This is a genomic window from Pseudomonas sp. BE134 (assembly GCF_031456105.1).
Taxonomy (GTDB): Bacteria; Pseudomonadota; Gammaproteobacteria; order Pseudomonadales; family Pseudomonadaceae; genus Aquipseudomonas.
In genome coordinates, this window is the sequence record NZ_JAVDUA010000018.1 from 44,531 (window position 1) to 67,663 (window position 23,133).

18 protein-coding genes are annotated in these 23,133 nt (G+C 59.0%); 14 read left to right on the top strand and 4 right to left on the bottom strand.

The window, feature by feature from the left end; all coding sequences use genetic code 11:
- Positions 1-13 precede the first annotated feature (13 nt).
- The 9 genes from pilW (at position 14) to J2Y56_RS16315 (ending at position 9,746) form a co-directional block, all read left to right on the top strand.
- The gene (gene pilW, locus J2Y56_RS16275) at positions 14-772 is read left to right on the top strand and encodes a type IV pilus biogenesis/stability protein PilW (protein WP_007948171.1); all 759 of its coding nucleotides are present in this window, start codon (positions 14-16) and stop codon (positions 770-772) included.
- Positions 772-1,797 carry a helix-turn-helix domain-containing protein gene (locus tag J2Y56_RS16280; protein ID WP_310351371.1) on the top strand — a complete coding sequence of 342 codons (1,026 nt, stop codon included), beginning with the start codon at positions 772-774 and terminating at the stop codon, positions 1,795-1,797. The genes pilW and J2Y56_RS16280 overlap by 1 nt, the downstream gene beginning before the upstream one ends.
- Positions 1,798-1,800: 3 nt before the next feature.
- On the top strand, positions 1,801-2,910 hold the full coding sequence (gene ispG, locus J2Y56_RS16285) for a flavodoxin-dependent (E)-4-hydroxy-3-methylbut-2-enyl-diphosphate synthase (protein ID WP_007944259.1): 1,110 nt from the start codon (positions 1,801-1,803) through the stop codon (positions 2,908-2,910).
- A gap of 37 nt (positions 2,911-2,947) precedes the next feature.
- Positions 2,948-4,237 carry a histidine--tRNA ligase gene (hisS, locus tag J2Y56_RS16290; protein ID WP_007944258.1) on the top strand — a complete coding sequence of 430 codons (1,290 nt, stop codon included), beginning with the start codon at positions 2,948-2,950 and terminating at the stop codon, positions 4,235-4,237.
- Positions 4,238-4,277: 40 nt separating this feature from the next.
- On the top strand, positions 4,278-4,919 hold the full coding sequence (locus J2Y56_RS16295; protein WP_007944257.1) for a tetratricopeptide repeat protein: 642 nt from the start codon (positions 4,278-4,280) through the stop codon (positions 4,917-4,919).
- Positions 4,912-6,063, top strand: coding sequence for an outer membrane protein assembly factor BamB (gene bamB / locus J2Y56_RS16300; RefSeq protein WP_033048969.1), 1,152 nt, complete (start codon positions 4,912-4,914; stop codon positions 6,061-6,063). The genes J2Y56_RS16295 and bamB overlap by 8 nt, the downstream gene beginning before the upstream one ends.
- Positions 6,064-6,203: 140 nt before the next feature.
- The gene (gene der, locus J2Y56_RS16305; protein ID WP_007944255.1) at positions 6,204-7,673 is read left to right on the top strand and encodes a ribosome biogenesis GTPase Der; all 1,470 of its coding nucleotides are present in this window, start codon (positions 6,204-6,206) and stop codon (positions 7,671-7,673) included.
- Between the two features lie 145 nt (positions 7,674-7,818).
- Entirely contained in the window at positions 7,819-8,967 is a 1,149-nt protein-coding gene (locus J2Y56_RS16310) for a pyridoxal phosphate-dependent aminotransferase (RefSeq protein WP_310351375.1), read from the top strand.
- On the top strand, positions 8,955-9,746 hold the full coding sequence (locus tag J2Y56_RS16315; protein WP_310351378.1) for an amidohydrolase: 792 nt from the start codon (positions 8,955-8,957) through the stop codon (positions 9,744-9,746). The genes J2Y56_RS16310 and J2Y56_RS16315 overlap by 13 nt, the downstream gene beginning before the upstream one ends.
- Before the next feature lie 206 nt (positions 9,747-9,952).
- Here J2Y56_RS16315 and leuA read toward each other — a convergent pair whose 3' ends face one another.
- The gene (leuA, locus tag J2Y56_RS16320; RefSeq protein ID WP_310351381.1) at positions 9,953-11,632 is read right to left on the bottom strand and encodes a 2-isopropylmalate synthase; all 1,680 of its coding nucleotides are present in this window, start codon (positions 11,630-11,632) and stop codon (positions 9,953-9,955) included.
- A gap of 387 nt (positions 11,633-12,019) precedes the next feature.
- Between leuA and J2Y56_RS16325 the strand changes: the two genes are divergently transcribed.
- A complete protein-coding gene (locus J2Y56_RS16325; protein ID WP_007944248.1) occupies positions 12,020-12,376 on the top strand; it encodes a hypothetical protein in 357 nt (118 codons plus the stop codon).
- A 108-nt stretch (positions 12,377-12,484) separates the two neighbouring features.
- Here the strand turns inward: J2Y56_RS16325 and J2Y56_RS16330 are convergent, their stop codons facing one another.
- Positions 12,485-13,306 (bottom strand): peptidoglycan DD-metalloendopeptidase family protein, encoded by an 822-nt coding sequence (locus J2Y56_RS16330; protein ID WP_310336465.1) that lies wholly within the window; start codon positions 13,304-13,306, stop codon positions 12,485-12,487.
- A gap of 3 nt (positions 13,307-13,309) precedes the next feature.
- On the bottom strand, positions 13,310-14,689 hold the full coding sequence (xseA, locus tag J2Y56_RS16335; protein ID WP_310351383.1) for an exodeoxyribonuclease VII large subunit: 1,380 nt from the start codon (positions 14,687-14,689) through the stop codon (positions 13,310-13,312).
- 185 nt (positions 14,690-14,874) lie between these two features.
- Between xseA and J2Y56_RS16340 the strand changes: the two genes are divergently transcribed.
- The 4 genes from J2Y56_RS16340 (at position 14,875) to guaA (ending at position 19,580) form a co-directional block, all read left to right on the top strand.
- Positions 14,875-15,642, top strand: a complete 768-nt coding sequence (locus tag J2Y56_RS16340) for a sulfite exporter TauE/SafE family protein (RefSeq protein WP_007944245.1) — start codon at positions 14,875-14,877, stop codon at positions 15,640-15,642.
- 98 nt (positions 15,643-15,740) lie between these two features.
- On the top strand, positions 15,741-16,289 hold the full coding sequence (locus J2Y56_RS16345; protein WP_007944244.1) for a hypothetical protein: 549 nt from the start codon (positions 15,741-15,743) through the stop codon (positions 16,287-16,289).
- Between the two features lie 117 nt (positions 16,290-16,406).
- Complete coding sequence (guaB, locus tag J2Y56_RS16350) at positions 16,407-17,876, top strand: IMP dehydrogenase (protein ID WP_007944243.1); 1,470 nt, start codon at positions 16,407-16,409, stop codon at positions 17,874-17,876.
- 126 nt (positions 17,877-18,002) lie between these two features.
- Complete coding sequence (gene guaA / locus J2Y56_RS16355) at positions 18,003-19,580, top strand: glutamine-hydrolyzing GMP synthase (protein ID WP_007944241.1); 1,578 nt, start codon at positions 18,003-18,005, stop codon at positions 19,578-19,580.
- 112 nt (positions 19,581-19,692) lie between these two features.
- Here guaA and J2Y56_RS16360 read toward each other — a convergent pair whose 3' ends face one another.
- Complete coding sequence (locus J2Y56_RS16360; RefSeq protein ID WP_310351387.1) at positions 19,693-23,124, bottom strand: membrane-targeted effector domain-containing toxin; 3,432 nt, start codon at positions 23,122-23,124, stop codon at positions 19,693-19,695.
- Positions 23,125-23,133: the final 9 nt, after the last annotated feature.

Sequence of the window (23,133 nt, forward strand, 5' to 3'; positions counted from 1 at the left end):
AGAGAGGATCTCTATGTCCCTGCGCTTCGCGCTGCTTTTGCTGTGGGCCAGCCTGTGTGCTGGTTGTGTCCTGTCGGGCGATTTCAACCCGATGAAGACCAGCAAGGGCCGCGATGAGGCGCGTGTTGCCTACGTGCAACTGGGCTTGGGTTATTTGCAACAAGGCATGACCGAGCGCGCAAAAGTCCCACTGAAAAAGGCGTTGGAGCTGGATGGCTCGGACCCGGATGCCAATGCGGCATTAGGGCTGGTGTTTCAGGCTGAAATGGAGCCTGGACTGGCAGACCAGCATTTTCGCAAGGCGCTGTCCTCCCGCCCCAACGATGCGCGCATCCTGAACAACTACGGCAGTTTTCTGTTCGAAGAAAAACGTTACAAAGAGGCGTACGAGCGCTTTGAACAGGCCGCCGCCGATACGCTGTATCCTGAGCGTTCGCGAGTATTCGAGAACCTGGGCATGACCGCATCAAAGCTGGGTGAGCGTGATCTCGCGCAGCAGCAACTGGAAAAAGCCCTGCGTTTGAATCGCCAACAGCCACGTGCATTGCTCGAAATGGCTGAGTTGTCCTTCGAAGACAGGCATTATGTGCCCGCGCGTGACTATTACGATCGTTTTAGCCTGCTGGCCGAGCAAAATGCACGTAGTCTATTGCTCGGCGTTCGGCTGGCAACAGTGTTTGATGATCGCGACAAGGCCGCCAGTGCGGGCCTGCAACTAAAACGACTCTATCCCGGTACGCCGGAATATCAGCAATACCTGTCGGAGCAATGATGAAAGCGGCGCATCCCGAAGTTGTAGCAGCGAATCGCGTTAACCCCGGTGAGACTTTGCGCCAGGCCCGTGAAAGCAATGGCTGGTCGCTGGCCGAAGTGGCCCTCAAGCTCAACCTCACTGTCACCTCCTTGAGCAATCTGGAAGCCGGCGCCTTCGACAAGCTGCCAGGGCATACCTTTGCTCGCGGCTATATCCGTGCGTACGCCAAATTGCTGGGCATGGACCAGGCCGTTCTTGTCCAGCAGTTCGATCAATCGACGGGCACCGATTCCCACGGCAGCAGCGTGCACAGCCTGGGTCGTATCGAAGAGCCGGTGCGGGTTTCCCATACTATTTTGCGTATTGTCAGCCTGTTGTTGCTGATCGCCGTGATTGGCGGCGGTTTTGTCTGGTGGCAGGATCAAACTTCGCTGCGCACCAAGGATTTTATCAGTCTGAGCCCGGAACACGTTGAAGTGGAGGGCGCCGACGGGACCACCCAGATCCATCCGCTGGATGAGCCGGAAGATCAGGCCGTCGCGCAAGGTCAGACTGAAGGCGCTACCCCGCTGGCTCTGCCGCAAGCTGAAACCTCCTCCGAAACGCCGGCTGTAGCTGAAGCCACTGCACCAGATGTAACACCGACAACCCCGACGCCGGTTACCCCGACGCACAACGTTGCTCCAGTTGTGGCAGCACCCGCCACACCGGCTCCGGTTGTTCCGGCTACTCCGGCACCGGTGGTGACCGCTCCGGTTGCACCGACTGCTCCTGCTCCAGTAACGGCGGCCCCTGTCGCCGGCCAAGGCCAGGTTCAGCTGAAGTTCACCGCTGACTGCTGGACGCAAGTGACCGATGGCGCCGGAAAGGTGCTGTTGAGTGGTCTCAAACGTAAAGGCGACAGCGTTTCCGTCAGCGGCAAACCACCGTTTTCTGTGCGTCTGGGCTTCGCCCGTGGCGCGCAGGTCAGCTACAACGGTCAGGCGGTTGATGTCGCTCCGTTCACCAGTGGCGAGACTGCTCGCCTGAAGTTGGGTCAATAAGTCATGCACGGCGAATCTCCAATCAAACGTCGCGAATCCCGCAAGATCTGGGTCGGTAACGTGCCTGTTGGCGGCGATGCGCCTATCGCTGTGCAGAGCATGACCAACAGCGACACCAATGACGTGGCCGCCACCGTGGCCCAGATCAATCGTCTGGAAGCCGCAGGCGTCGATATCGTGCGCATTTCCGTGCCGGACATGGATGCCGCCGAAGCCTTTGGCAAGATCAAGCAACTAGTCAAAGTGCCCTTGGTGGCGGACATCCATTTCGACTACCGGATCGCGTTGCGCGTCGCCGAGCTGGGTGTTGACTGCCTGCGGATTAACCCAGGTAATATCGGGCGCGAAGACCGTGTCCGCGCGGTGGTCGATGCCGCCCGTGATCGCGGGATTCCGATCCGCATCGGCGTCAACGCCGGCTCCCTGGAAAAAGACCTGCAAAAGAAGTACGGCGAGCCCACCCCGGCTGCGCTGGTCGAATCTGCACTGCGTCACGTCGAGCACCTCGAACGCCTGAATTTCCAGGACTTCAAGGTCAGCGTGAAGGCCTCCGACGTGTTCATGGCCGTCGAAGCCTATCGCCTGCTGGCCAAGGAAATCGTCCAGCCGCTGCACCTGGGTATCACCGAAGCGGGTGGTTTACGTTCAGGCACAGTGAAATCCGCCGTGGGCCTCGGTATGCTGCTCGCCGAAGGGATTGGCGATACTATTCGCATCTCGTTGGCGGCTGACCCGGTCGAGGAAGTGAAAGTCGGCTACGACATTCTCAAGTCCCTGCATCTGCGTTCCCGTGGCATCAACTTCATCGCCTGCCCGAGCTGCTCGCGGCAGAACTTCGATGTGGTCAAGACCATGAACGAACTGGAAGGGCGCCTCGAAGACCTGCTGGTGCCGCTGGATGTCGCGGTCATCGGGTGCGTGGTCAACGGGCCGGGTGAAGCCAAGGAAGCCCATATCGGCTTGACCGGCGGTACGCCAAACCTGATTTACATCGACGGCAAGCCGTCGCAGAAACTGACGAATGACAATCTGGTGGATGAGCTTGAACGCTTGATCCGCCAGAAAGCGGCCGAAAAGGTCGAAGCCGACGCTGCCGTTATTGCGCGTGGCTGAGCCTGACTAAAGAGCCGAACGAATTTAAGGATTTATTGTGAGCAAGTCTCTGCAAGCCATTCGTGGCATGAACGACATCCTGCCCGAACAGACTCCCCTGTGGCGTCATTTCGAGGGCACTGTTTCGCGTCTGCTGGATAACTACGGTTACAAGCAGATCCGCATGCCGATCGTCGAGTTCACCGAGCTGTTCAAACGCTCCATCGGTGAAGTGACCGACATCGTCGAAAAAGAGATGTACACCTTCGACGACCGCAACGGCGACTCCCTGACCTTGCGTCCTGAGGGCACGGCTGCCTGCGTGCGTGCGGTGCTTGAGCACGGCATCACCGGCGGTGGCCAGGTGCAGAAACTCTGGTACATCGGTCCGATGTTCCGTCACGAGCGTCCACAGAAAGGCCGTTATCGCCAGTTCCACCAGATCGGTGTCGAGGTGTTCAACCTCGACGGTCCGGACATCGACGCCGAGCTGATCGTACTAACCTGGCGCCTGTGGGGCGAGCTGGGCATCCGCGATGCGGTCAAGCTCGAACTCAACAGCCTGGGCACCGCCGAGTCGCGCGGTCGCTATCGTGAAGCGCTGGTCGAGTTCCTGTCCGCGCATCTGGACAAGCTGGATGAAGACAGCCAGCGCCGTCTGAAGACCAATCCGCTGCGGGTTCTGGATACCAAGAACGCCGACACGCAAGCCATCCTCGTGGACGCGCCGAAAATGGCCGACTACCTGGATGATGAATCCCGCGTGCACTTCGAGGGCCTGAAGGCTCGTCTGGACGCCGCCGGCATTCCTTATGTGATCAACCCGAAGCTGGTTCGCGGGCTGGATTACTACAGCAAGACCGTTTTCGAATGGGTCACCGACAAGTTGGGCGCCCAGGGCACCGTATGTGCCGGTGGTCGTTACGACGGTCTGGTCGAGCAGATGGGCGGCAAGCCGACCTGCGGTGTTGGTTTCGCCATGGGTATCGAGCGCTTGGTGCTGTTGCTTGAAACCCTGGAGCAGATCCCGGAAGAAATCTCCCGTCAGGTCGACGTCTACCTCTGCGCCTTCGGTGAAGCGGCGGAGCTGGCGGGCCTGGCCCTGAGTGAACGTGTCCGTGACCAATTACCCAACCTGCGCCTGCAAGTGAATGCCGGCGCCGGCAGCTTCAAAAGCCAGTTCAAGAAGGCCGACAAGAGCGGTGCGCTGTATGCGCTGATCCTCGGTGACGATGAAATGGCCCAGCAAGTGGTAGGTTTCAAACCCCTGCGTGGCCAGGGCGAACAACAAAGTATTGCCTGGGATGCGCTTGCTGCACACCTGGCCACCTGCGTCGTGCAGGGTTGAAGCTGTCAAACAGCCGATTTAGCGATTAAGGAGTATTGGGGTGTCGAGTACCGAAGACGAACATCTGGCGGATTTGAAGGACTGGTGGTCACGCAACGGCAAGCCCTTGGTCACTGGCGGCCTGTTGGCGCTGGTCATCGTGTTCGGCTGGCAAGCCTTTCACAAGTATCAGAGCAATCAGTCGCAAGGCGCCTCGGTGCTCTATCAGCAATTGCTCGAAACCACGCTGACGCCTGACGGCAAGCCTGACGCTGCCCGTGTTGCCGACCTGGCCGGCAAGCTCAACAGCGAGTTCGGCGGCAGCGCCTACGCGCAGTACGGCAGCCTGTTCGTGGCGAAAGTCGCGGTCGACAGCGGCAAGCTGGATGACGCCGCCACCGAGCTGAAAGCCATTGTCGCCAAACCTTCCAACCCGGCGCTGGGCGAAATTGCCCGTCAGCGCCTGGCGCAGGTACTGGCTGCGCAGGACAAGGCCGAAGAAGCCCTGAAACTGCTCGAAGGCGATACCGACAAAGCATTCCTGGCCACTCGCGAAGAACTCAAAGGTGACCTGCTGGTGCAGTTGGGTCGTACCGACGACGCGAACAAGGCGTATCAAAAAGCCAAGGCCGCCCTGTCGGATGAAGCGGCGGTCGGTGGCCTGCAAATCAAGCTGGACGATCTGGCGAAAGGGGATGCGTGACGTGATTCGTTGGAAACATGCAGCATTGCTGGCCCTGGCCATTTTGGCCGCGGGTTGCAGCAGCAACAGCAAAAAGGAATTGCCACCTGCCGAGCTGGTCGACTTCAAAGAAGAAGTGGTTCTGCAAAAGCAGTGGAGTCGTTCGATCGGTGACGGTCAGGGCAAATCCTACAACATGCTGGTACCGGCGATTGATGGCGAAACCATCTATGCTGGCGACGTCACTGGCGTGGTGATTGCGATGGATCGCAGCAATGGCGACGTCAAATGGAAGAAAGATCTCGACCTTCCTGTTTCCGGTGCCGTTGGCGTGGGTTACGGTCTGGTCATGATCGGTACGCTGCAGGGCGAAGTCGTTGCCTTGGACGCGATCAACGGTGAAGAGAAATGGCGCGCTCGCGTGAACAGTGAAGTTCTCGCGCCGCCGGCCACCAACGGTGACGTGGTCGTCGTTCAGACTCAGGACGATCGTCTGATCGGCCTGGATGCTGCGACCGGTAACCAGCGCTGGTTGTATGACAGCACACCTGCGGTCCTGACGCTGCGCGGCACCAGTGCACCGATTGTGACCAACCGTTTGGCGGTAGCAGGCCTGTCGACCGGTAAAGTGGTCGCTCTCAATGTCTCCAACGGCGTGCCGGTGTGGGAACAACGTGTAGCGATCCCTCAGGGTCGTTCGGAGCTGGAACGTGTGGTCGATATCGACGGCGGTTTGCTGCTGTCCGGCGGTACGCTGTACGTCACCAGCTATCAGGGCCGTCTTGCGGCGCTGGACCTGGAAAGCGGTCGTCAGCTCTGGCAGCGTGATGCTTCCAGCTATGCTGGCCTCTCCCAGGGTTTTGGCAACGTTTACGTGAGCCTGGCTTCGGGCACCGTTGAAGGCGTCGACGAGCGTTCCACCACCGCGTTGTGGAGCAACGATTCGCTGGCTCGCCGTCAACTGTCGGCCCCGGAAGTGTTCTCCAGCTACGTTGCAGTCGGCGATATGGAAGGCTACCTGCACCTGCTGAGTCAGGTGGACGGTCGTTTCGTCGGCCGCGAGCGCATCGACAGCGACGGCCTGCGTGCACGTCCGCTGGTGGTGGGTGACACGATTTATGTATATGGCAACAGCGGCAAACTGGAAGCCCTGACCATAAAGTAAAGGTTTGACTATGCTTGGGGTTTAACCCCAGGCAACCCCGTAACCACGGGGTTCGCAGCGCCCTCAAGCGTTGCCCCGAGCACCAGCCGCTGCCTCGCAGCGGCTTTTGTATTTTCTGAAATAACGAAGTGGAGAGCCGCATGGTTCCCGTAATCGCCCTGGTGGGCCGACCGAACGTCGGCAAGTCCACCTTGTTCAACCGCCTGACCAGGACTCGCGACGCCATCGTCGGCGACTTGTCCGGTCTGACCCGTGATCGCCAATACGGTGAGGCCAAGTGGCAAGGGCGTTCCTACATTCTGGTCGACACCGGTGGTATCTCCGGTGACGAGCACGGTATGGACGAAAAAATGGCCGAGCAGTCGCTGCTGGCCATTGAAGAAGCGGATGTCGTTCTGTTCCTGGTAGACGCCAAGGCTGGCTTCACCGCCGCCGACCAGATGATCGCCGAGCATTTGCGCAAACGTAACAAGCGTTCTTACGTGGTTGCCAACAAGGTCGACAACATCGACCCTGAAATGGCCCGCGCGGAATTCGCTCCGTTGGGCATGGGCCACGCGATCCCTATCGCCGGTGCTCATGGTCGTGGCATCACCCAGATGCTGGAAATCGCCCTGAGCGATTTCCCGAAAGATGACGAAGAGCCGGAAGACGGCGAAGAAGAAATCGTTGCCGAAGGTGAGGAAGCCAAGCGCATTCCTGGCCCAAGCGAAAAAGACGGTATCAAGATCGCCATCATCGGTCGCCCGAACGTCGGCAAGTCGACCCTGGTCAACCGCATGCTTGGTGAAGACCGGGTCATTGTGTACGACCAGCCGGGTACGACCCGCGACAGTATCTACATCCCGTTCGAGCGTAACGACGAGAAGTACACGCTGATCGACACCGCCGGTGTGCGCAAGCGCGGCAAGATCCACGAAGAAGTTGAAAAGTTCTCCGTGGTCAAAACCCTGCAAGCGATCAAAGACGCCAACGTGGTGATCTTTGTGATGGACGCCCGTGAAGGTGTGGTGGATCACGACCTCAACCTGCTGGGCTTCGCCATTGAGTCGGGTCGTGCGCTAGTGATCGCGATCAACAAGTGGGACGGCATGACGCCGAGCGAGCGCGACTTCGTGAAGGTCGAGCTGCAACGTCGACTGTTCTTCGTTGACTACGCCGACATCCACTTCATCTCTGCTCTGCATGGTACTGGCGTGGGCAACCTCTACGCCTCGGTACAGAACTCGTTCAAGTCCGCCGTGACCCGTTGGCCAACCAACCGCCTGACCCAGATTCTGGAAGATGCGGTCGGTGAGCACGCGCCACCGATGGTCAACAACCGCCGGATCAAGCTGCGTTATGCCCACTTGGGTGGCGCGAACCCGCCGATCATCGTGATTCACGGTAACCAGATCGAGAAGGTGCCGAAGTCTTACGTTCGTTACCTGGAAAACACTTACCGTCGTGTCTTGAAGCTGGTCGGTACGCCGATTCGCATTGAGTTCAAGGGCGGCGAGAACCCGTACGAAGGCAACAAGACCACGCTGACAGACCGTCAGGTCAACAAGAAGCGCCGCATGATGTCGCACCACAAAAAGGCCGACAAAAAGCGCCGCGATAAAAGATAAACGCAGCTTTAAGTTTCAAGCTGCAAGCGTCAAGTAAAAACGAAAAGGGTCCTCTGCGGGGCCCTTTTTTGTGCCTGAAGGTTTGAGACTTGACCGCTTGCAGCTTGTCGCTTGAAACTTGCTGCTCACCTGCAAGGGGCTACCGATGATCACCAGTAAGCTGCCGAATGTCGGCATCACTATCTTCACTCAGATGTCTCAGCTCGCGGCGCAAACCGGGGCGATCAACCTTTCCCAGGGTTTCCCTGACTTCGATGCCCCGCAGGCTCTGTGCGATGCGGTTGGCCGGCACATCGCCAATGGCCATAACCAGTATTCGCCAATGACTGGCCTGCCTGCGTTGCGCCAGCAAGTGGCGGCGAAAATCGCTCGCAGCTATGGCGTCAATGTCGATGCCGACCACGAAGTGACCATCACTCCCGGTGCCACCCAGGCAATTTTCTGCGCGATTCAGGCGGTTATCCACAGCGGCGACGAAGTCATCGTGTTCGACCCCTGCTACGACAGTTATGAACCGTCGGTGGAACTGGCCGGTGGACGTTGCGTTCATGTGCAGCTCGGGTTGAATGATTTCTCCATCGACTTCGAGAAACTGGCCGAGGCCATCACGCCGCGCACGCGGATGATCGTTCTCAACTCACCGCATAACCCGAGTGGCGCGTTGATCAGCCGTGCAGAGCTGGATCAGTTGGCGGACTTGATTCGTGGTCGCGATATCTATCTGGTCAGCGACGAAGTCTACGAACACCTGGTGTTCGACGGCGTGCCTCACGTCAGTGTGTTGAATCACGAAGAGCTGTATCCGCGCGCTTTCGTGGTCAGTTCCTTCGGCAAGACTTACCACGTCACGGGCTGGAAAACCGGCTACGTGGTCGCACCGCCGGCCCTCACCGCCGAGTTGCGCAAGGTTCACCAATACGTCAGTTTCTGCGGCGTCACACCGCTGCAATATGCGTTGGCCGACTTCATGGCCGAGCATCCGGAACACGTTGAGGAACTGCCCGGTTTCTATCAAGCCAAGCGGGATCTGTTCTGCGATCTGCTGACGCCGTCGCGCTTCAGTTTCACCCGGGTCACCGGCACTTATTTCCAGTTGGTCGATTACTCGCAGATCCGCCCGGACCTCAATGACGTCGAGATGGCGCTGTGGATGACCCGCGAACATGGGGTGGCGAGCATCCCGATCTCGGTGTTCTACCAGACCCCACCCGCAGGCCAGCGCCTGGTGCGCTTGTGCTTCGCCAAACGTGAGGAGACCCTGCGTGAAGCAGCGGCAAAACTATGCGTGATCTGAGTGCACTGCCCAATCTGAATGTTGCGCTGATCCAGACCAGTTTGGCCTGGCACGACCGCAAGGCTAACCTGGAGCATTTCGAACAATTGCTGGAGCAGGCTCGTGGTGCGGACCTGATCATCCTGCCGGAGATGTTCACCACCGGTTTCTCCATGGAATCGCAAACGTTGGCCGAGGCGGAAAACGGTCCGACCAGCAAGTGGTTGCGTGTTCAGGCGGCGAAGCTCGACGCGGTGATCACCGGCAGCATCATCGTCCAGGCCTCCGACGGCAGTCATCGCAATCGCCTGCTGTGGGCGCGTCCGGAAGGGGAGGTGTGGCACTACGACAAGCGGCATTTGTTCCGCATGGCGGGCGAGCATAACCACTTCACGCCGGGCGAGCGTCAGGTGCAGTTCGAGCTCAAGGGCTGGCGAGTGCGTCCGCTGATTTGCTACGACCTGCGCTTCCCGGTCTGGAGCCGCGATGCTCAGGACACCGATTTGCTGCTGTACACTGCCAACTGGCCAGGGGCACGGCGTCAGCACTGGAACCGCTTGCTGCCAGCGCGGGCGATTGAAAACCTTTGCTACGTGGCGGCAGTGAATCGCATTGGTACTGACGGCAAAGGTTTCGCGTATACCGGCGACAGTCAGGTGCTGGATTTTCAAGGCGAGACCTTGCTCAGTGCGGGCGAAGCCGATGGCGTGTTTCAGGTCGTTTTGAACGCTGCAGATCTTCAGGCTTATCGGACACGCTTTCCAGCGAACCTGGATGCCGATACGTTCGAGTTCACCTGAGATCTTCGCTGCCTGAACCGGCCCCTTCGCGAGCAGGCTCGCTCCCACATTGGATTATTGTGAACACAGATTTTGTGAACACCCAAAGCCCACTGTGGGAGCGAGCCTGCTCGCGATGAGGCCATGACAGGCGATACAAAAAATACAGGCAAACAAAAAGGCCCCGAGGTTCGCACCTAGGGGCCTTTTGCATTTCAGCGAAGGGCTTACGCCGCTTTCGCTTCCGGCTGGCTCAGCGAGCGGTTCAGCGCGCTGAACAGGGCCTTGAAGCTGGCGGTGGTGATGTTTTCATCGATACCGACGCCATGCACCGCACGTTCACCGTTCACGCGCAGTTCAATGTAGGCCGCAGCCTTGGCATTGGTGCCCGCGCCGATGGCGTGTTCGTTGTAGTCCATGATCTCCACCGGGATCGGCAGGCCGGCCACCAGGGCCTCCAGTGCACCGTTGCCCTTGCCGCGCCAGTGCAGGTTGTTCTCGCCCTGACCTTTGCCGGAGACTTCAACTTCCACGGCGCTGTGACCGTTTTCTTCCTGCAGGCGATGGCTGACCAGCGCGTACGGGGTGTTGGCTTGCAAGTATTCGCTGTGCAGCAGCGCGTGGATTTGCTGAGCGGTCATTTCCAGGCCCAGGCGATCGGTTTCACGCTGCACGACCTGGCTGAACTCGATCTGCATGCGGCGTGGCAAGTTGATGCCGTATTCCTGTTCCAGCAAGTAAGCGATACCGCCCTTACCCGACTGGCTGTTGACGCGGATGACCGCCTCGTAGCTGCGACCGATATCGGCCGGGTCGATTGGCAAGTACGGCACTTCCCACAGGGCATCCGGTTTCTGCTGGGCGAAGCCCTTGCGGATGGCGTCCTGGTGGGAGCCGGAGAACGCGGTGTGGACCAGGTCGCCGACATACGGGTGACGTGGGTGCACCTGGATCTGGTTGCACTCTTCGACGACCTTGCGCACGCCGTCGATGTCGGAGAAGTCCAGCTCAGGGTGAACGCCCTGGGTGTAGAGGTTCAGCGCGACGGTCACGAGGTCGACGTTACCGGTACGCTCCCCGTTGCCGAACAGGCAGCCTTCGACACGGTCGGCGCCGGCCATCAGGCCCAACTCGGTGGCGGCGACACCGGTGCCACGGTCGTTGTGGGTGTGCAGGCTGATAATCACGCTGTCACGACGGTTGATGTGGCGGCCGAACCATTCGATCTGGTCGGCGTAGATGTTCGGGGTGGCGCATTCGACGGTCGCAGGCAAGTTGAGGATCATCTTGTGCTCAGGCGTCGGGTTCCAGACTTCGATCACGGCATCGCAGACTTCTTTGGCGAATTCCAGCTCAGTGGCGCTGAACGTCTCTGGCGAGTATTCGAAAGTCCACTCTGTGTCCGGTTGCATGGCGGCGTATTTGACGAACAGCTTGGCCGCGCTGACGGCGATTTCCTTGATCCCGTCCTTGTCCTGATTGAAGACAATCCGGCGGAAGGAAGGGGAGGTCGCGTTGTACAGGTGAACGATGGCTTTTTTCGCGCCGCGCAGGGATTCGAAGGTGCGCGCGATCAAGTCTTCACGGCCCTGGGTCAGCACCTGAATGGTGGTGTCGTCCGGGATGTGATTGTCTTCGATCAGGGTACGCACGAAGTCGAAGTCGGTTTGCGAAGCGGCCGGGAACGAGGCTTCGATTTCCTTCACGCCGACAGACACCAGGGTTTTCCAGAAACGCAATTTCTTGACCGCATCCATTGGCTCGATCAGCGACTGGTTGCCATCACGAAGGTCGGAACTGCACCAGATCGGCGCGGCGGTGATGGTCTTCGACGGCCAGGTACGATCCGGGATGTCGATGGTCGGGAACGCGCGGTATTTCGAAGACGGATCTTTGAGCATGCTCATCGGGGGAATCCTTATTGTGTGGGCCGAAAAAAGGCGGCCTGCCGGTGGATCAAATGTTCTTGGGGAAAAGCGTGGAGCGACGCACCGCGATTCAGCCCGGCAGTCGTGCGCTGACGAGGCACAGGCTGCGGTGCTGGCGAAGCTGAATGAGGGTGTGAGAGGTCTTCATGCCTTCAACCCTAACCGCGGGGGTGAAGGATGGCAAGCGGTCGAAAAAAATTGATAGGAATACCCGGAAAGTCGATTTTATCGAGATTTTATTGCTGTGGACTCCTGTGATTGTTTGGATGATTGCGCGAGGTTTGAGCACTGCGCAATTGTAGTGTTGGGAGGGCTTCCCGCTGAGCGCAGCTATGCTTAAAGCCTTGAACAAGGCAGGAGCCGGACATGAACGAGTCGGACTGGAAGCGGTACAGCGCGTTGCGCCCCTTGGCACATGAGCGGATGTGCATCCGGATCATGGAGGAGGTCGAGCGCACCGTGCTGGATAAAAGCCTGCCGCCTTACGAGCGGATTGAAGCCACTGAAGAGCTGCTTCAGTCCAGGCAAAAGGAGTTGTACTGGGCGTTTGGGGTGTTCAGGTTTTCACGGCATGAGGCTCGGTCGCACTTGCTTGGATTGTGCGCGCGGGAGTTGATCACGTCTGAAGAGTTGACCGGCTTCTCAGAGGAAACCCAGACCTGGATCAAGCATTGTCTGGCAGACAGGGAAGCCCATGGGATCGAGGATCTTGAGGCTGAATAGTTGGTGTCTGTGACGCCGCCATCGCGAGCAGGCTCGCTCCCACATTAGACCGCGATTAAATGTGGGAGCGAGCCTGCTCGCGATGAGGCCATCAGCCTCACCGATTAATCAGGGCTGAAACGCACCGATAAAAATCGCCGGATCCACCCGCGCATCATTCAGGCTGATATTCCAGTGCATGTGCGGCCCGGTCGCGCGGCCTGTCGCCCCCACTTTCCCGACCACCCCGCCACGGGCCAGTTGCTGCCCGACCTTCACGTCGATTTTCGACATGTGGCAGAACATGCTGATAAAGCCTTGCCCGTGATCGACAAACACCGTGTTGCCGTTGAAGAAGTAGTTGCCGATCAGAATCACCTTGCCCGCGGCCGGGGTCTTGATCGGTGTGCCGGCGCCCACGGCGAAATCCAGGCCCGAATGCGGATTGCGTTCTTCACCATTAAAGAACCGGCGCACACCGAACTTGCTCGACAGCGGCCCGTTGACCGGTTTGTCCAGCAGAAGGTTGCTCGGGGTATTCGGACTGAACGTGCGGTAGGCGGCGATTTGCACGGCCAGTTCGCGCTCAATGCGCTTGAGATTGTCCGGGTCAGGATTGACCTGCTGCGTATTTTTCAGGGTGATGTGCTGTTCCGGGTACTTCTTGTTGCCGACGGTGAAACTGAGATTACGACCGCCGCTGCTGAGTTGCTGCGTGCCCGGTTTCACGGTCAACGGCACACCGACAATCGCCAGCCAGTTGTTCTGTTCCTTGACCACCAGTACCGGCTTGCCTTGATAGCTGGCTTTCGGCGCCTGGGCTGAAGCACCCAGATCCACCACGGCCACGCCGCCCGGCACCGGTTTGTTCAACAGGCGAGTGATGTAGCTGTCTGCGTGGGCGTTGACGGTCAGGCACAGCAAGAGCAGCGAAGCTAAAAAACGCGGCATGGATCAATCCAGTAAAGAAAGGGTGACAGGCGTCAGGTGATTGTCTTCGACCCGCACTTGCAGTTCGCCGTCGCCGAGTTTGGCTTTGAGGCGTTGACCGTTGTGGGTTTGTCCGGCGCTGCGGATCGCGTTGCCGCGTTCGTCCAGCAGAATGCTGTAGCCACGGGCCAGTGTCGCCAGCGGGCTGACCACCTGTAGCGTCTGCACCTGACTTTGCAGTTGCAGGCGCCGCGACTTGAGGCCTTCGCGGATCGCACGGAGCAGGCGTTCGGCGAGGCTGTCGAGGCGCTGGCGGAGCATCGCCAATTGCCGGCCGGGATGTTGCCCGGCAAGACGGGTTTCCAGACGAATCAAACGTTCGCGACGGGTATTGAGGCTGCCTTCGAACGCGCGACGCAGGCGCATGTCCAGGTCATCCAGACGTTGTGCTTGCTGACGCAGACGCTCGCCCGGATGGCGCAGGCGGCGGGAGACGCCTTCCAGACGCAGCCGGTCGCGCATCAAGCGGTCACGCATGCGCATCACCAGTCGGCGATGCAGGCTTTCGACCCGACGCACCAGATCGCTGGAATCCGGCGCGAGCAGTTCGGCGGCGGCGGACGGCGTGGGAGCGCGGACGTCGGCTACGAAGTCACTGATCGATACGTCGGTTTCGTGGCCGACGGCACTGACAATCGGCGTGACGCAGGCATCGACGGCACGGGCCACCGCTTCTTCGTTGAAGCACCAGAGGTCTTCCAGCGAACCGCCGCCACGGGCCAGGATCAGTGCGTCGAACCCACGGGCATCTGCCAGTTTCAGTGCGCGGACAATCTGCGCGGTGGCTTCGCGACCTTGCACGGCGGTGGGGATCAGCGTCAGCTGGATCTGCGGTGCTCGGCGGCGGAACACGCTGATGATGTCGCGAATCACCGCGCCGGTCGGCGAGCTGATGATGCCGATGCGTTGCGGATGCGCCGGCAGCGGCACTTTGCGCTCGGCGCTGAACAGGCCTTCGGCGCTGAGCTTTTCCTTCAAGGCATCGAAGGCCAGACGGAGCGCGCCATCACCGGCCGGCTCCACGGTGTCGAGAATCAGTTGATAGTCGCCACGTCCCTCGAACAACGAAACCTTGCCCCGGACTTTGACGGCCAGGCCATCCTTCAACGCCTGACGCACCCGCGCCGCATTTTGCCGAAACAGCGCGCAACGCACCTGGGCGCCGCTGTCCTTGAGGGTGAAATACACATGGCCCGACGCCGGGCGGGCGAGGTTGGAGATTTCGCCTTCGACCCAGATATTGCTGAACACGTCTTCGAGCAACACCCGCGCGCGGCCGTTGAGCTGGCTGACAGTCAGGACTTCACGGTCCAGGCCGAGTCTTGCAAAGGGATCTTTAATCATGGGGCGCAGTTTAAAGGCATTCGGCGATCAATCTCCATGCATCAACAAAAATCCCCTGTTGGAGTGAGCCTGCTCGCGATACCGGTGTGTCAGTCGGAAGTAATATTGAATGTTAAACCGCTATCGCGAGCAGGCTCGCTCCCACAGGGGTAAAGTCGTGGCCCCGGGTTCAAGGAAGACATGGAATGAATGCATTTGAGTTGTTGCACCAATGGCCCTTCGGCACAACGGATTGGCTGGTCATCGGGCTGGGCATCGCCCTGGCTTATATCGTGTTCGGCATCGCCGGTTTCGGTACGGCGCTGGTGGCGGGGCCGATTCTGATCCTGTTCATGCCGCTGTCGAAGATCGTCCCATTGCTGGTGCTGCTGGATTTTGTCGCGGCGTTCGGCAATTTGCTGCCCTCGCGACGTGATGTGGCGAAACCCGAGTTGCTGCGGTTACTGCCGTGCATGGCGGTGGGCTGCACGCTGGGGGTGATCTTTCTGCTGAACCTGAAATCCGATGTGTTGCTGCTGTTGATGGGCCTGTTTATCAGCGCCTATGCGGTTTACAGCCTGTGGGTCAAAGCCCGTCCGACGCAGTTATCCGCCGGTTGGGCCGTTCCGACGGGCACGGTGGGCGGGATGTTCGGGGCGTTGTTTGGCAGTGGTGGCTTTTTATATGCGATCTATTTGAACAGTCGCCTGCCCAAAGAGGCGGCCCGCGCGACCCAGAGCGCGCTGATCAGTTGCAGCACGGTGGTGCGCTTGAGCCTGTTTGCCGTCGCGGGTGTGTATGCCGAGCTACCCTTGTTGGTGTTGGCGCTGTGTTTGTTGCCAGCCATGGCCTTGGGACTGTGGATCGGGCGGCGGTTGACCATGAGATTGTCCCGTGAGGCGTTCGTGCGGCTGGTGACCTGGCTGGTGCTGGCCAGCGGGATTGCCTTGATCGGGCGCTATCTGAGCACTTGACCTGAGAGTGTCAGGTACTAAGCTGCCGGCCGAAAATCCTGTGGGAGCGAGCCTGCTCCCACAAGGGTGAACATTCAGTACTTGCAAGGTCTGCATCCATGAATTCACAAAGCATCATCGTCCCGAAAATCTCCACGTTGCCGGTACACGAACCCCGGGCTCGCGCGGTGGTGCGGTGGCTGGTGCGCAAGAACATCGTCCAGGAAGAATTGACCACCTGCGGCCGTACCGGCAACCGCATGGCCCACGCCATCGCCGACGGTGCCCGGGCTGTGGTGCTGTATCCCGAAGCGCTGCCGTTTGGCGAGCCGGTCAATGGCCTGGAGATCGTCACCAAGCGCTGCATCTATACGCCGGCCAAAGGTTTCCTTGAGGAGGCCGGCTGCGCCGAGTGCCGCAAGGAAGTCGGCGAAGCGCTTTTTGAAAGCCTGGAAGACTGGATGCCGGGTCGCACCGATAATTTCACCTGTCCCGAATGCGGGCATGAAGATGACATCAACGGGTTCCTGTTCTTGCAGGAATGCGGTTTTTCCAACCTCGGGTTTATCTTCAACAACTGGGCAGAAGCCGGGTTCAAGCAAAGCTTTATCGACGAATTTGCCGATTGGCTGGATCACCCGGTGAGTTGGGTGAAAGTCGAGTTGTAGGCCGCGACAATTCCCGTATATCAGCAATGCTAATAATAGACAGAGTTTTACATTGAACCCGAGGGGGTGTCTGACTATAATGGCGCGCTTCCATTTTCCCGCTCGGGAGCCCCCGCGATGCTGCGTATCAGCCAAGAAGCTCTGACATTCGACGACATTCTCCTAGTGCCTGGTTATTCCGAGGTGCTTCCTAACGAAGTCAGTCTCAAGACCCGCCTAACCCGTGGCATCGAGCTGAATATTCCTCTGGTTTCTGCCGCCATGGACACCGTCACTGAAGCCCGTCTGGCAATCGCCATGGCTCAGGAAGGTGGCATCGGCATTATCCACAAGAACATGACCATCGAGCAGCAAGCTGCCGAAGTGCGCAAGGTCAAGCGTTACGAAGCCGGCGTGGTCAAGGACCCGATCACGATCGAGGCCGATGCCACGGTTCGTGAACTGTTCGAACTGACCCGCATGCACAACATCTCCGGCGTTCCGGTACTGCACGATGGCGACCTGGTCGGCATCGTCACTTCCCGTGACGTGCGTTTCGAGAACCGTATGGACGTCTCCGTCCGTGAAGTGATGACGCCTAAAGAGCGTCTGGTCACGGTCAAGGAAGGCGCCGACAAAAACGATGTTCGCGAGCTGTTGCACAAACACCGCATCGAACGCGTACTGATCGTCGACGACAAATTCGCCCTCAAAGGCATGATGACCGTCAACGACATCGAAAAAGCCAAGGCTTATCCGTTGGCCAGCAAGGACGATCAAGGTCGTCTGCGTGTGGGCGCTGCCGTCGGTACCGGTAAAGACACCGGTGACCGCGTCGCTGCCCTGGTCAACGCCGGCGTTGACGTGGTGGTGGTCGATACCGCTCACGGTCATTCCAAAGGTGTGATCGACCGCGTTCGCTGGGTCAAAGAGAATTTCCCTGACGTGCAAGTCATCGGCGGCAACATTGCCACCGGCGCCGCCGCCCTGGCCTTGGCCGAAGCGGGCGCTGACGCGGTCAAGGTCGGTATCGGCCCTGGCTCGATCTGCACCACTCGTATCGTCGCCGGTGTCGGCGTCCCGCAAATCAGTGCCATCGCCAACGTCGCCGCTGCCCTTGAAGGCACCGGCGTTCCGTTGATCGCCGACGGCGGCATCCGTTTCTCCGGTGACCTGTCCAAGGCCATCGTAGCCGGTGCTTCCTGCGTGATGATGGGCTCGATGTTCGCCGGTACTGAAGAAGCACCGGGCGAGATCGAACTGTTCCAGGGTCGTTCGTACAAGGCTTACCGTGGCATGGGCTCGCTGGGCGCCATGTCCCAGGCTCAAGGTTCCTCCGACCGTTACTTCCAGGACTCCTCGGCAGGCGCCGAAAAGCTGGTTCCGGAAGGCATCGAAGGGCGTGTTCCTTACAAGGGCACCCTGAGCGCCATCATCCATCAACTGATGGGCGGCCTGCGTTCCTCGATGGGTTACACCGGCAGTGCCGACATCGAAGAAATGCGCACCAAGCCTGAGTTCGTGCGAATCACCGGTGCTGGCATGGCCGAGTCCCACGTACACGACGTACAAATCACCAAAGAAGCGCCAAACTATCGGGTCGGCTGACGCCGACAGCTATAAGCCACAAGCTAAGAGCTGCAAGCGGTACTGCGTTTACGCACCTACCGCGCAGCTTCCGACTACTTGCAGCTTGCAGCTTGAAGCTAGCAACTGCTTTTTGAGTTTTTTCCCATGTCCCTCGACATTCACGCTCACCGCATCCTGATCCTCGACTTCGGTTCCCAGTACACCCAGCTGATCGCTCGCCGCGTGCGTGAAATCGGCGTGTACTGCGAACTGCATCCGTTCGACATGGACGACGAAGCGATTCGCGAATTCGCGCCAAAAGGCGTCATTCTCGCTGGCGGCCCCGAGTCCGTGCACGTCGCCGACAGCCCGCGCTGTCCGCAAGCGGTGTTTGACCTGGGCGTACCGGTCTTCGGTATCTGCTACGGCATGCAGACCATGGCTGAACAGCTGGGTGGCAAGGTCGAAGGTTCCGAGCTGCGTGAGTTTGGTTATGCTCGCGTTGACGTGGTCGGCAAGAGCCGCCTGCTTGACGGCATCGAAGACCACATCGACGCTGACGGCCTGTTCGGCCTCGACGTCTGGATGAGCCACGGTGACAAGGTCACCAGGATGCCGCAGGAATTCCACATCCTGGCCAGCACCCCGAGCTGCCCGATCGCCGGCATGTTCGACGACGCTCGCGGCTACTACGGCGTGCAGTTCCACCCGGAAGTGACCCACACCAAGCAAGGCGGTCGCATCCTGTCGCGCTTCATTCTCGATATCTGCGGCTGCGAAGCGCTGTGGACGCCGTCGAAAATTGCTGAAGACGCCATCGCTCAGGTTCGCGCTCAGGTCGGCACCGACAACGTACTGCTCGGCCTGTCCGGCGGCGTGGACTCCTCGGTGGTTGCCGCGCTGTTGCACAAAGCCATTGGCGACCAGTTGACCTGTGTCTTCGTCGACAACGGCTTGCTGCGTCTGCACGAAGGCGAGCAAGTGATGGCCATGTTCGCCGAGAACATGGGCGTCAAAGTGATTCGCGCCAACGCTGAAGATCAGTTCCTCGACAACCTGGCCGGCGAGTCCGACCCGGAGAAGAAGCGCAAGATCATCGGCCGTACCTTCATCGACGTGTTTGATGCCCAGTCCAACAAGCTGGACAACATCAAGTACCTCGCCCAAGGCACCATCTACCCGGACGTGATCGAGTCGGCTGGCGCCAAAAGCGGCAAGGCTCACGTGATCAAGTCGCACCACAACGTGGGCGGCCTGCCGGAAGAAATGAACCTCAAGCTGGTTGAACCCCTGCGCGAGCTGTTCAAGGACGAAGTCCGTCGTCTGGGCCTGGAACTCGGCCTGCCGTATGACATGGTCTACCGTCACCCGTTCCCGGGCCCGGGCCTGGGCGTGCGGATCCTCGGTGAAGTGAAGAAGGAATACGCCGACCTGCTGCGTCGCGCCGACCACATCTTCATCGAAGAACTGCGCAAGGCCGACTGGTACCACAAGGTCAGCCAGGCATTCGTGGTGTTCCAACCGGTGAAATCGGTTGGCGTGGTTGGCGATGGCCGTCGTTACGCTTGGGTAGTTGCCCTGCGTGCCGTGGAAACCATCGACTTCATGACCGCACGTTGGGCGCACCTGCCTTACGAACTGCTGGAAACCGTCAGCGGCCGCATCATCAACGAAATCGAAGGTATCTCCCGCGTTACTTACGACGTGTCGAGCAAGCCGCCGGCGACGATTGAGTGGGAGTGATCCCGGTCTGACTGAACGTCTGTAACACCTGAAAGGCCCCGTGAACGCGAGTTCACGGGGCCTTTTTGATTTTGCGGTCGGGGAGGTCATTGCTGCCACCCATCAACCGGATTTATAGCAACTCCCACTCACCCTGAGCATTCAAGCGTATCGGTATGGATCCGGTGGGGGCATTAGGATTTTCCGGATCAAAGACAGCCCAATGACCGCCGCCATTAATGTCAGCCTCGTAACGCACGTAATAGGCCGCATCATTCATCATGATGGCAGCCGAGGGATTGCCACTGAGTCGATAGATACCCTGGAATTTCCCTGGACTTGTTTCGGGTGTTGACCCTTCCAGCAATTCGTTGGCTTGCCAGTGCTCGGGTATGGTCGGCGGCTGGACTTCTGGTCTCGCGTGAACAAGGTCCTCAAGTACAGATGCGGCGCCCTCGGCGTTGTCAGCCACTTCTGGCCAGCCCATCGGTTGCATGCCTTTTTCTATCAGAGCTTGTTTGAGCTCACTGTAGCTATCCACCGTCATGGTGTCATAGGCCGGCCGAAGCGGAGTATCCAGATTGATCCTGCCGCCAGGAGTCATTCTGATCACGCTGTCCGCCATTTGACCGTTGGCATTGCGATACACCACCAGCACGCTGCTTCTGTAGCGCTGAAAGGTGAACATCCCTGGCTCCGACAATATGGCTCGCAGTTCTTGCGCGGTTCTGAAGGCCCACGGAGTTGCGACTTGAACCCGCCAGTCGCCTTTGATCAGTGCCTGAATGCTGTCGAAGTCTTCGAGCCCGGCCACTGCTTCATGGACAGGAGATCCCGGATAGTCTGCGTACTCCACCGCTAACCCGGGATCTGAGCCGATGGGTTGTGCCGAACCAGGCGTCACGTCATCCACTCGTACGCTCAAGGCGTCGGCCTGTTCACTGATGCCCCTGTAGCCTCTGAAGCTAGCCATGTGTTCCTGATCGACCAAGGCAATCCATTTAGCCGGGCCCTTCCATTCTTCATTGGCCTGAATGACCTCACTGGCAAAAAAACTTCTCACCATTTGACCATTCAGATCCGCGAAAGCCGGGCCTTCATTGATGTTGAAGGTCGTCGTCATATCGATGGCCTGAACCCGTATACGTTGGGCATTGGCGGCTTTCACCAGTGTCAGCAGATTGAACCTGCCTTCGGGATCGTTACCGGCCTCGATGTCGAGTTTTCTCAGGTAGTTTTCCAACTCCTCGGGCATTTCGCCGGTTCTTGCGAAGGTGTCCAGATCGAGCTGATTGACGTTGGCCAGCAGTTTCTGCAAATACAGTGTCTTCACCCCACGCTGTGCAAATCCGGGCATGTTTTTGATCAGTAACTGTTTACTGCCGATGCTGCCGCGACTCTCGCCAAAGACCAGCCCCGGTTTTTCCGTGAATGCGCTATCGAACAGTTCCGTCAGTGTGTTTATTGAATGTGAGGACGATACCGGCAGACGGGGTACAGGAGGATTGAGTTCGTGGTCGGCGTTTGCATCGCTGATCAGCGTGCTACGGGATTCCTCCTGCGCCATCTCGAACTCGCTCCAGGATTCTATGGTCTCGTCGTCAGGAGACATGAACACACTGCGGGCGCCGACCGTATCTACATCGGTCCCGAGCACGCTGCGCACGTCAATGCCGCCGATGGTCCACAGCCTCCTGAACTGACCGCGCGCGTCGGGCCCACCGAGTGCCCAGGCCCTCATTTCCGGATCTTCAAGGCCGGGAATATGAACGCCCGGCGTTCGCGCCCATTCTTCGACGACGGGCTCGCCGATTGTGCCGGTGGCAGTATCAGGCGGTACGATCATTCCGCCCCTCAGCCCCGGTCGCGGGATGGTTTCCCATTTGCCCGCCGCGTTAAAACGTACGGGAATCGATCCGTGGAATGCATTGGGGTTCGCCGGGTCGATGATTGCCCACGCCCCACGGCCGTTGATACTGAATTCATAACGCACGTAATACGCGCTGCCGTTGAGCTTGATCGCGGACGAAGGGTTGGAGGGAAGTCGATAGATGCCTTGAAATTTGCCGGATTCGTGAACCAATGTGTCTTCGTCGAGCAAGACATCGATCTTGAAGGATTCCGGCACCTTGACCGTAGACGCGGTAGTGTCCGGCATTTTAACGGGGACCTCGCTCGGTGGTGTTTCGGGGCTGCTGGCCGGTTGAGTCGTCTCCTTTAGATCAGCCATTTCATTAGCCTCGGCAACCTCGATTTCGGCGCCGACTTCTGTGAGCGAACCCGGGCCTTTGAGGAAGGGCAGGTTGAACAGCACATCAATCCCGCTGATCACCGCGCCGATGATGCCGGCCTTGCGTTCTTCAGCGGTTTTGCCGTTTACCGCCTGATCAATGTTCAACCCCATGTTGGCAATACTGGCGCCGATCACTGGCAAGGCGACTGGCCAGCCGACGACCGCGAGCGGGCCAAACACTTTCACCCCGGCGCTGAGGTAACCGATCCAGAGTTTTTTCCGCAGATCGCCATTGGAAGTCAGCGTGAGTTCGGCCTCGGCGACCATCGAGTCTTTGGTCGAGTCGCGTAGCCAGGAGAAGACATCACCGGCAATGACCCGATTTTTCTGGTTGATCAGGTGATGGTCATGTTTGCCCCAGGTGCTGACCAGCCGATTCATGATGTCGGTAATGTTGGTGGCGATATCCTGCCGATCGGCCAGGGAAAAATGCGTCATGAATGTCTGACGCGCGTCTTCCTTATTCATCCGCTGCAACATCCAGAAGTGCATGTCCGTTGCGGTTTCAAGCACCTGAAAGCCATTGGCTTCACCGGGCAGGTAAACAATCTGCCGGCCCTTGGGCGCGAGAAAACGAAGAATATGGGTGGAGGCGTAACCGGCGACATCCAGGGTTCGAACACTGTCGGAGCCAGAGTGTCGAGATCGCAGCATCTGCAGGCTGACCGGCCAGGTGAACGGGCCGATGGCCGCGTTTGTGACGAACTGAAAGTCCTCATCGCTCAACTGGCGTTTGTCCCGTGCCTGCACGGCTTTGATAAGGAAGTTGCACTTGGCCAGGGTGCGAAAATCGGCACCGCAATCGTTCCAGAAGGCAGTCAGTCGCTTGGTGTACAACGAGCTGATATCGACGCTCCAGAAGTACTTCAGCACGTCGTTGCCATGCAGGCGCACTTCGTTGGTTTCATTGAAGATGCTGGCGTTTGGGCCTGCGCAGTAAAAACCTGCGTTTATATCCAGCAGGTCGGCATTGTCCTGATCGGTGGCGCGAAACCGGTGGATCACCAGTTGGGTCAAGGTCATGGACGACGTTGGCGCCCAGTGTTCCCAACCGGTGAAGGTTTTCGAGTTACTGGCTGCCCTGTCAAAGCGGTGGAAGTACACCTGATCCGGATCAAGGCCGGTGATGGCGTACTTTTTCAGTAAATTGCCGGCGACCTCATGAGCGGTGTCTTTTACGCTTGGGCAGGTCTGGATAATGCGGGTGGCGATGACCTTAAGGGCCGCCTTGTCGGCGGCGTTGGGTAGCGGATGTATTTCTGTGGAGTTCATTGCACTCTC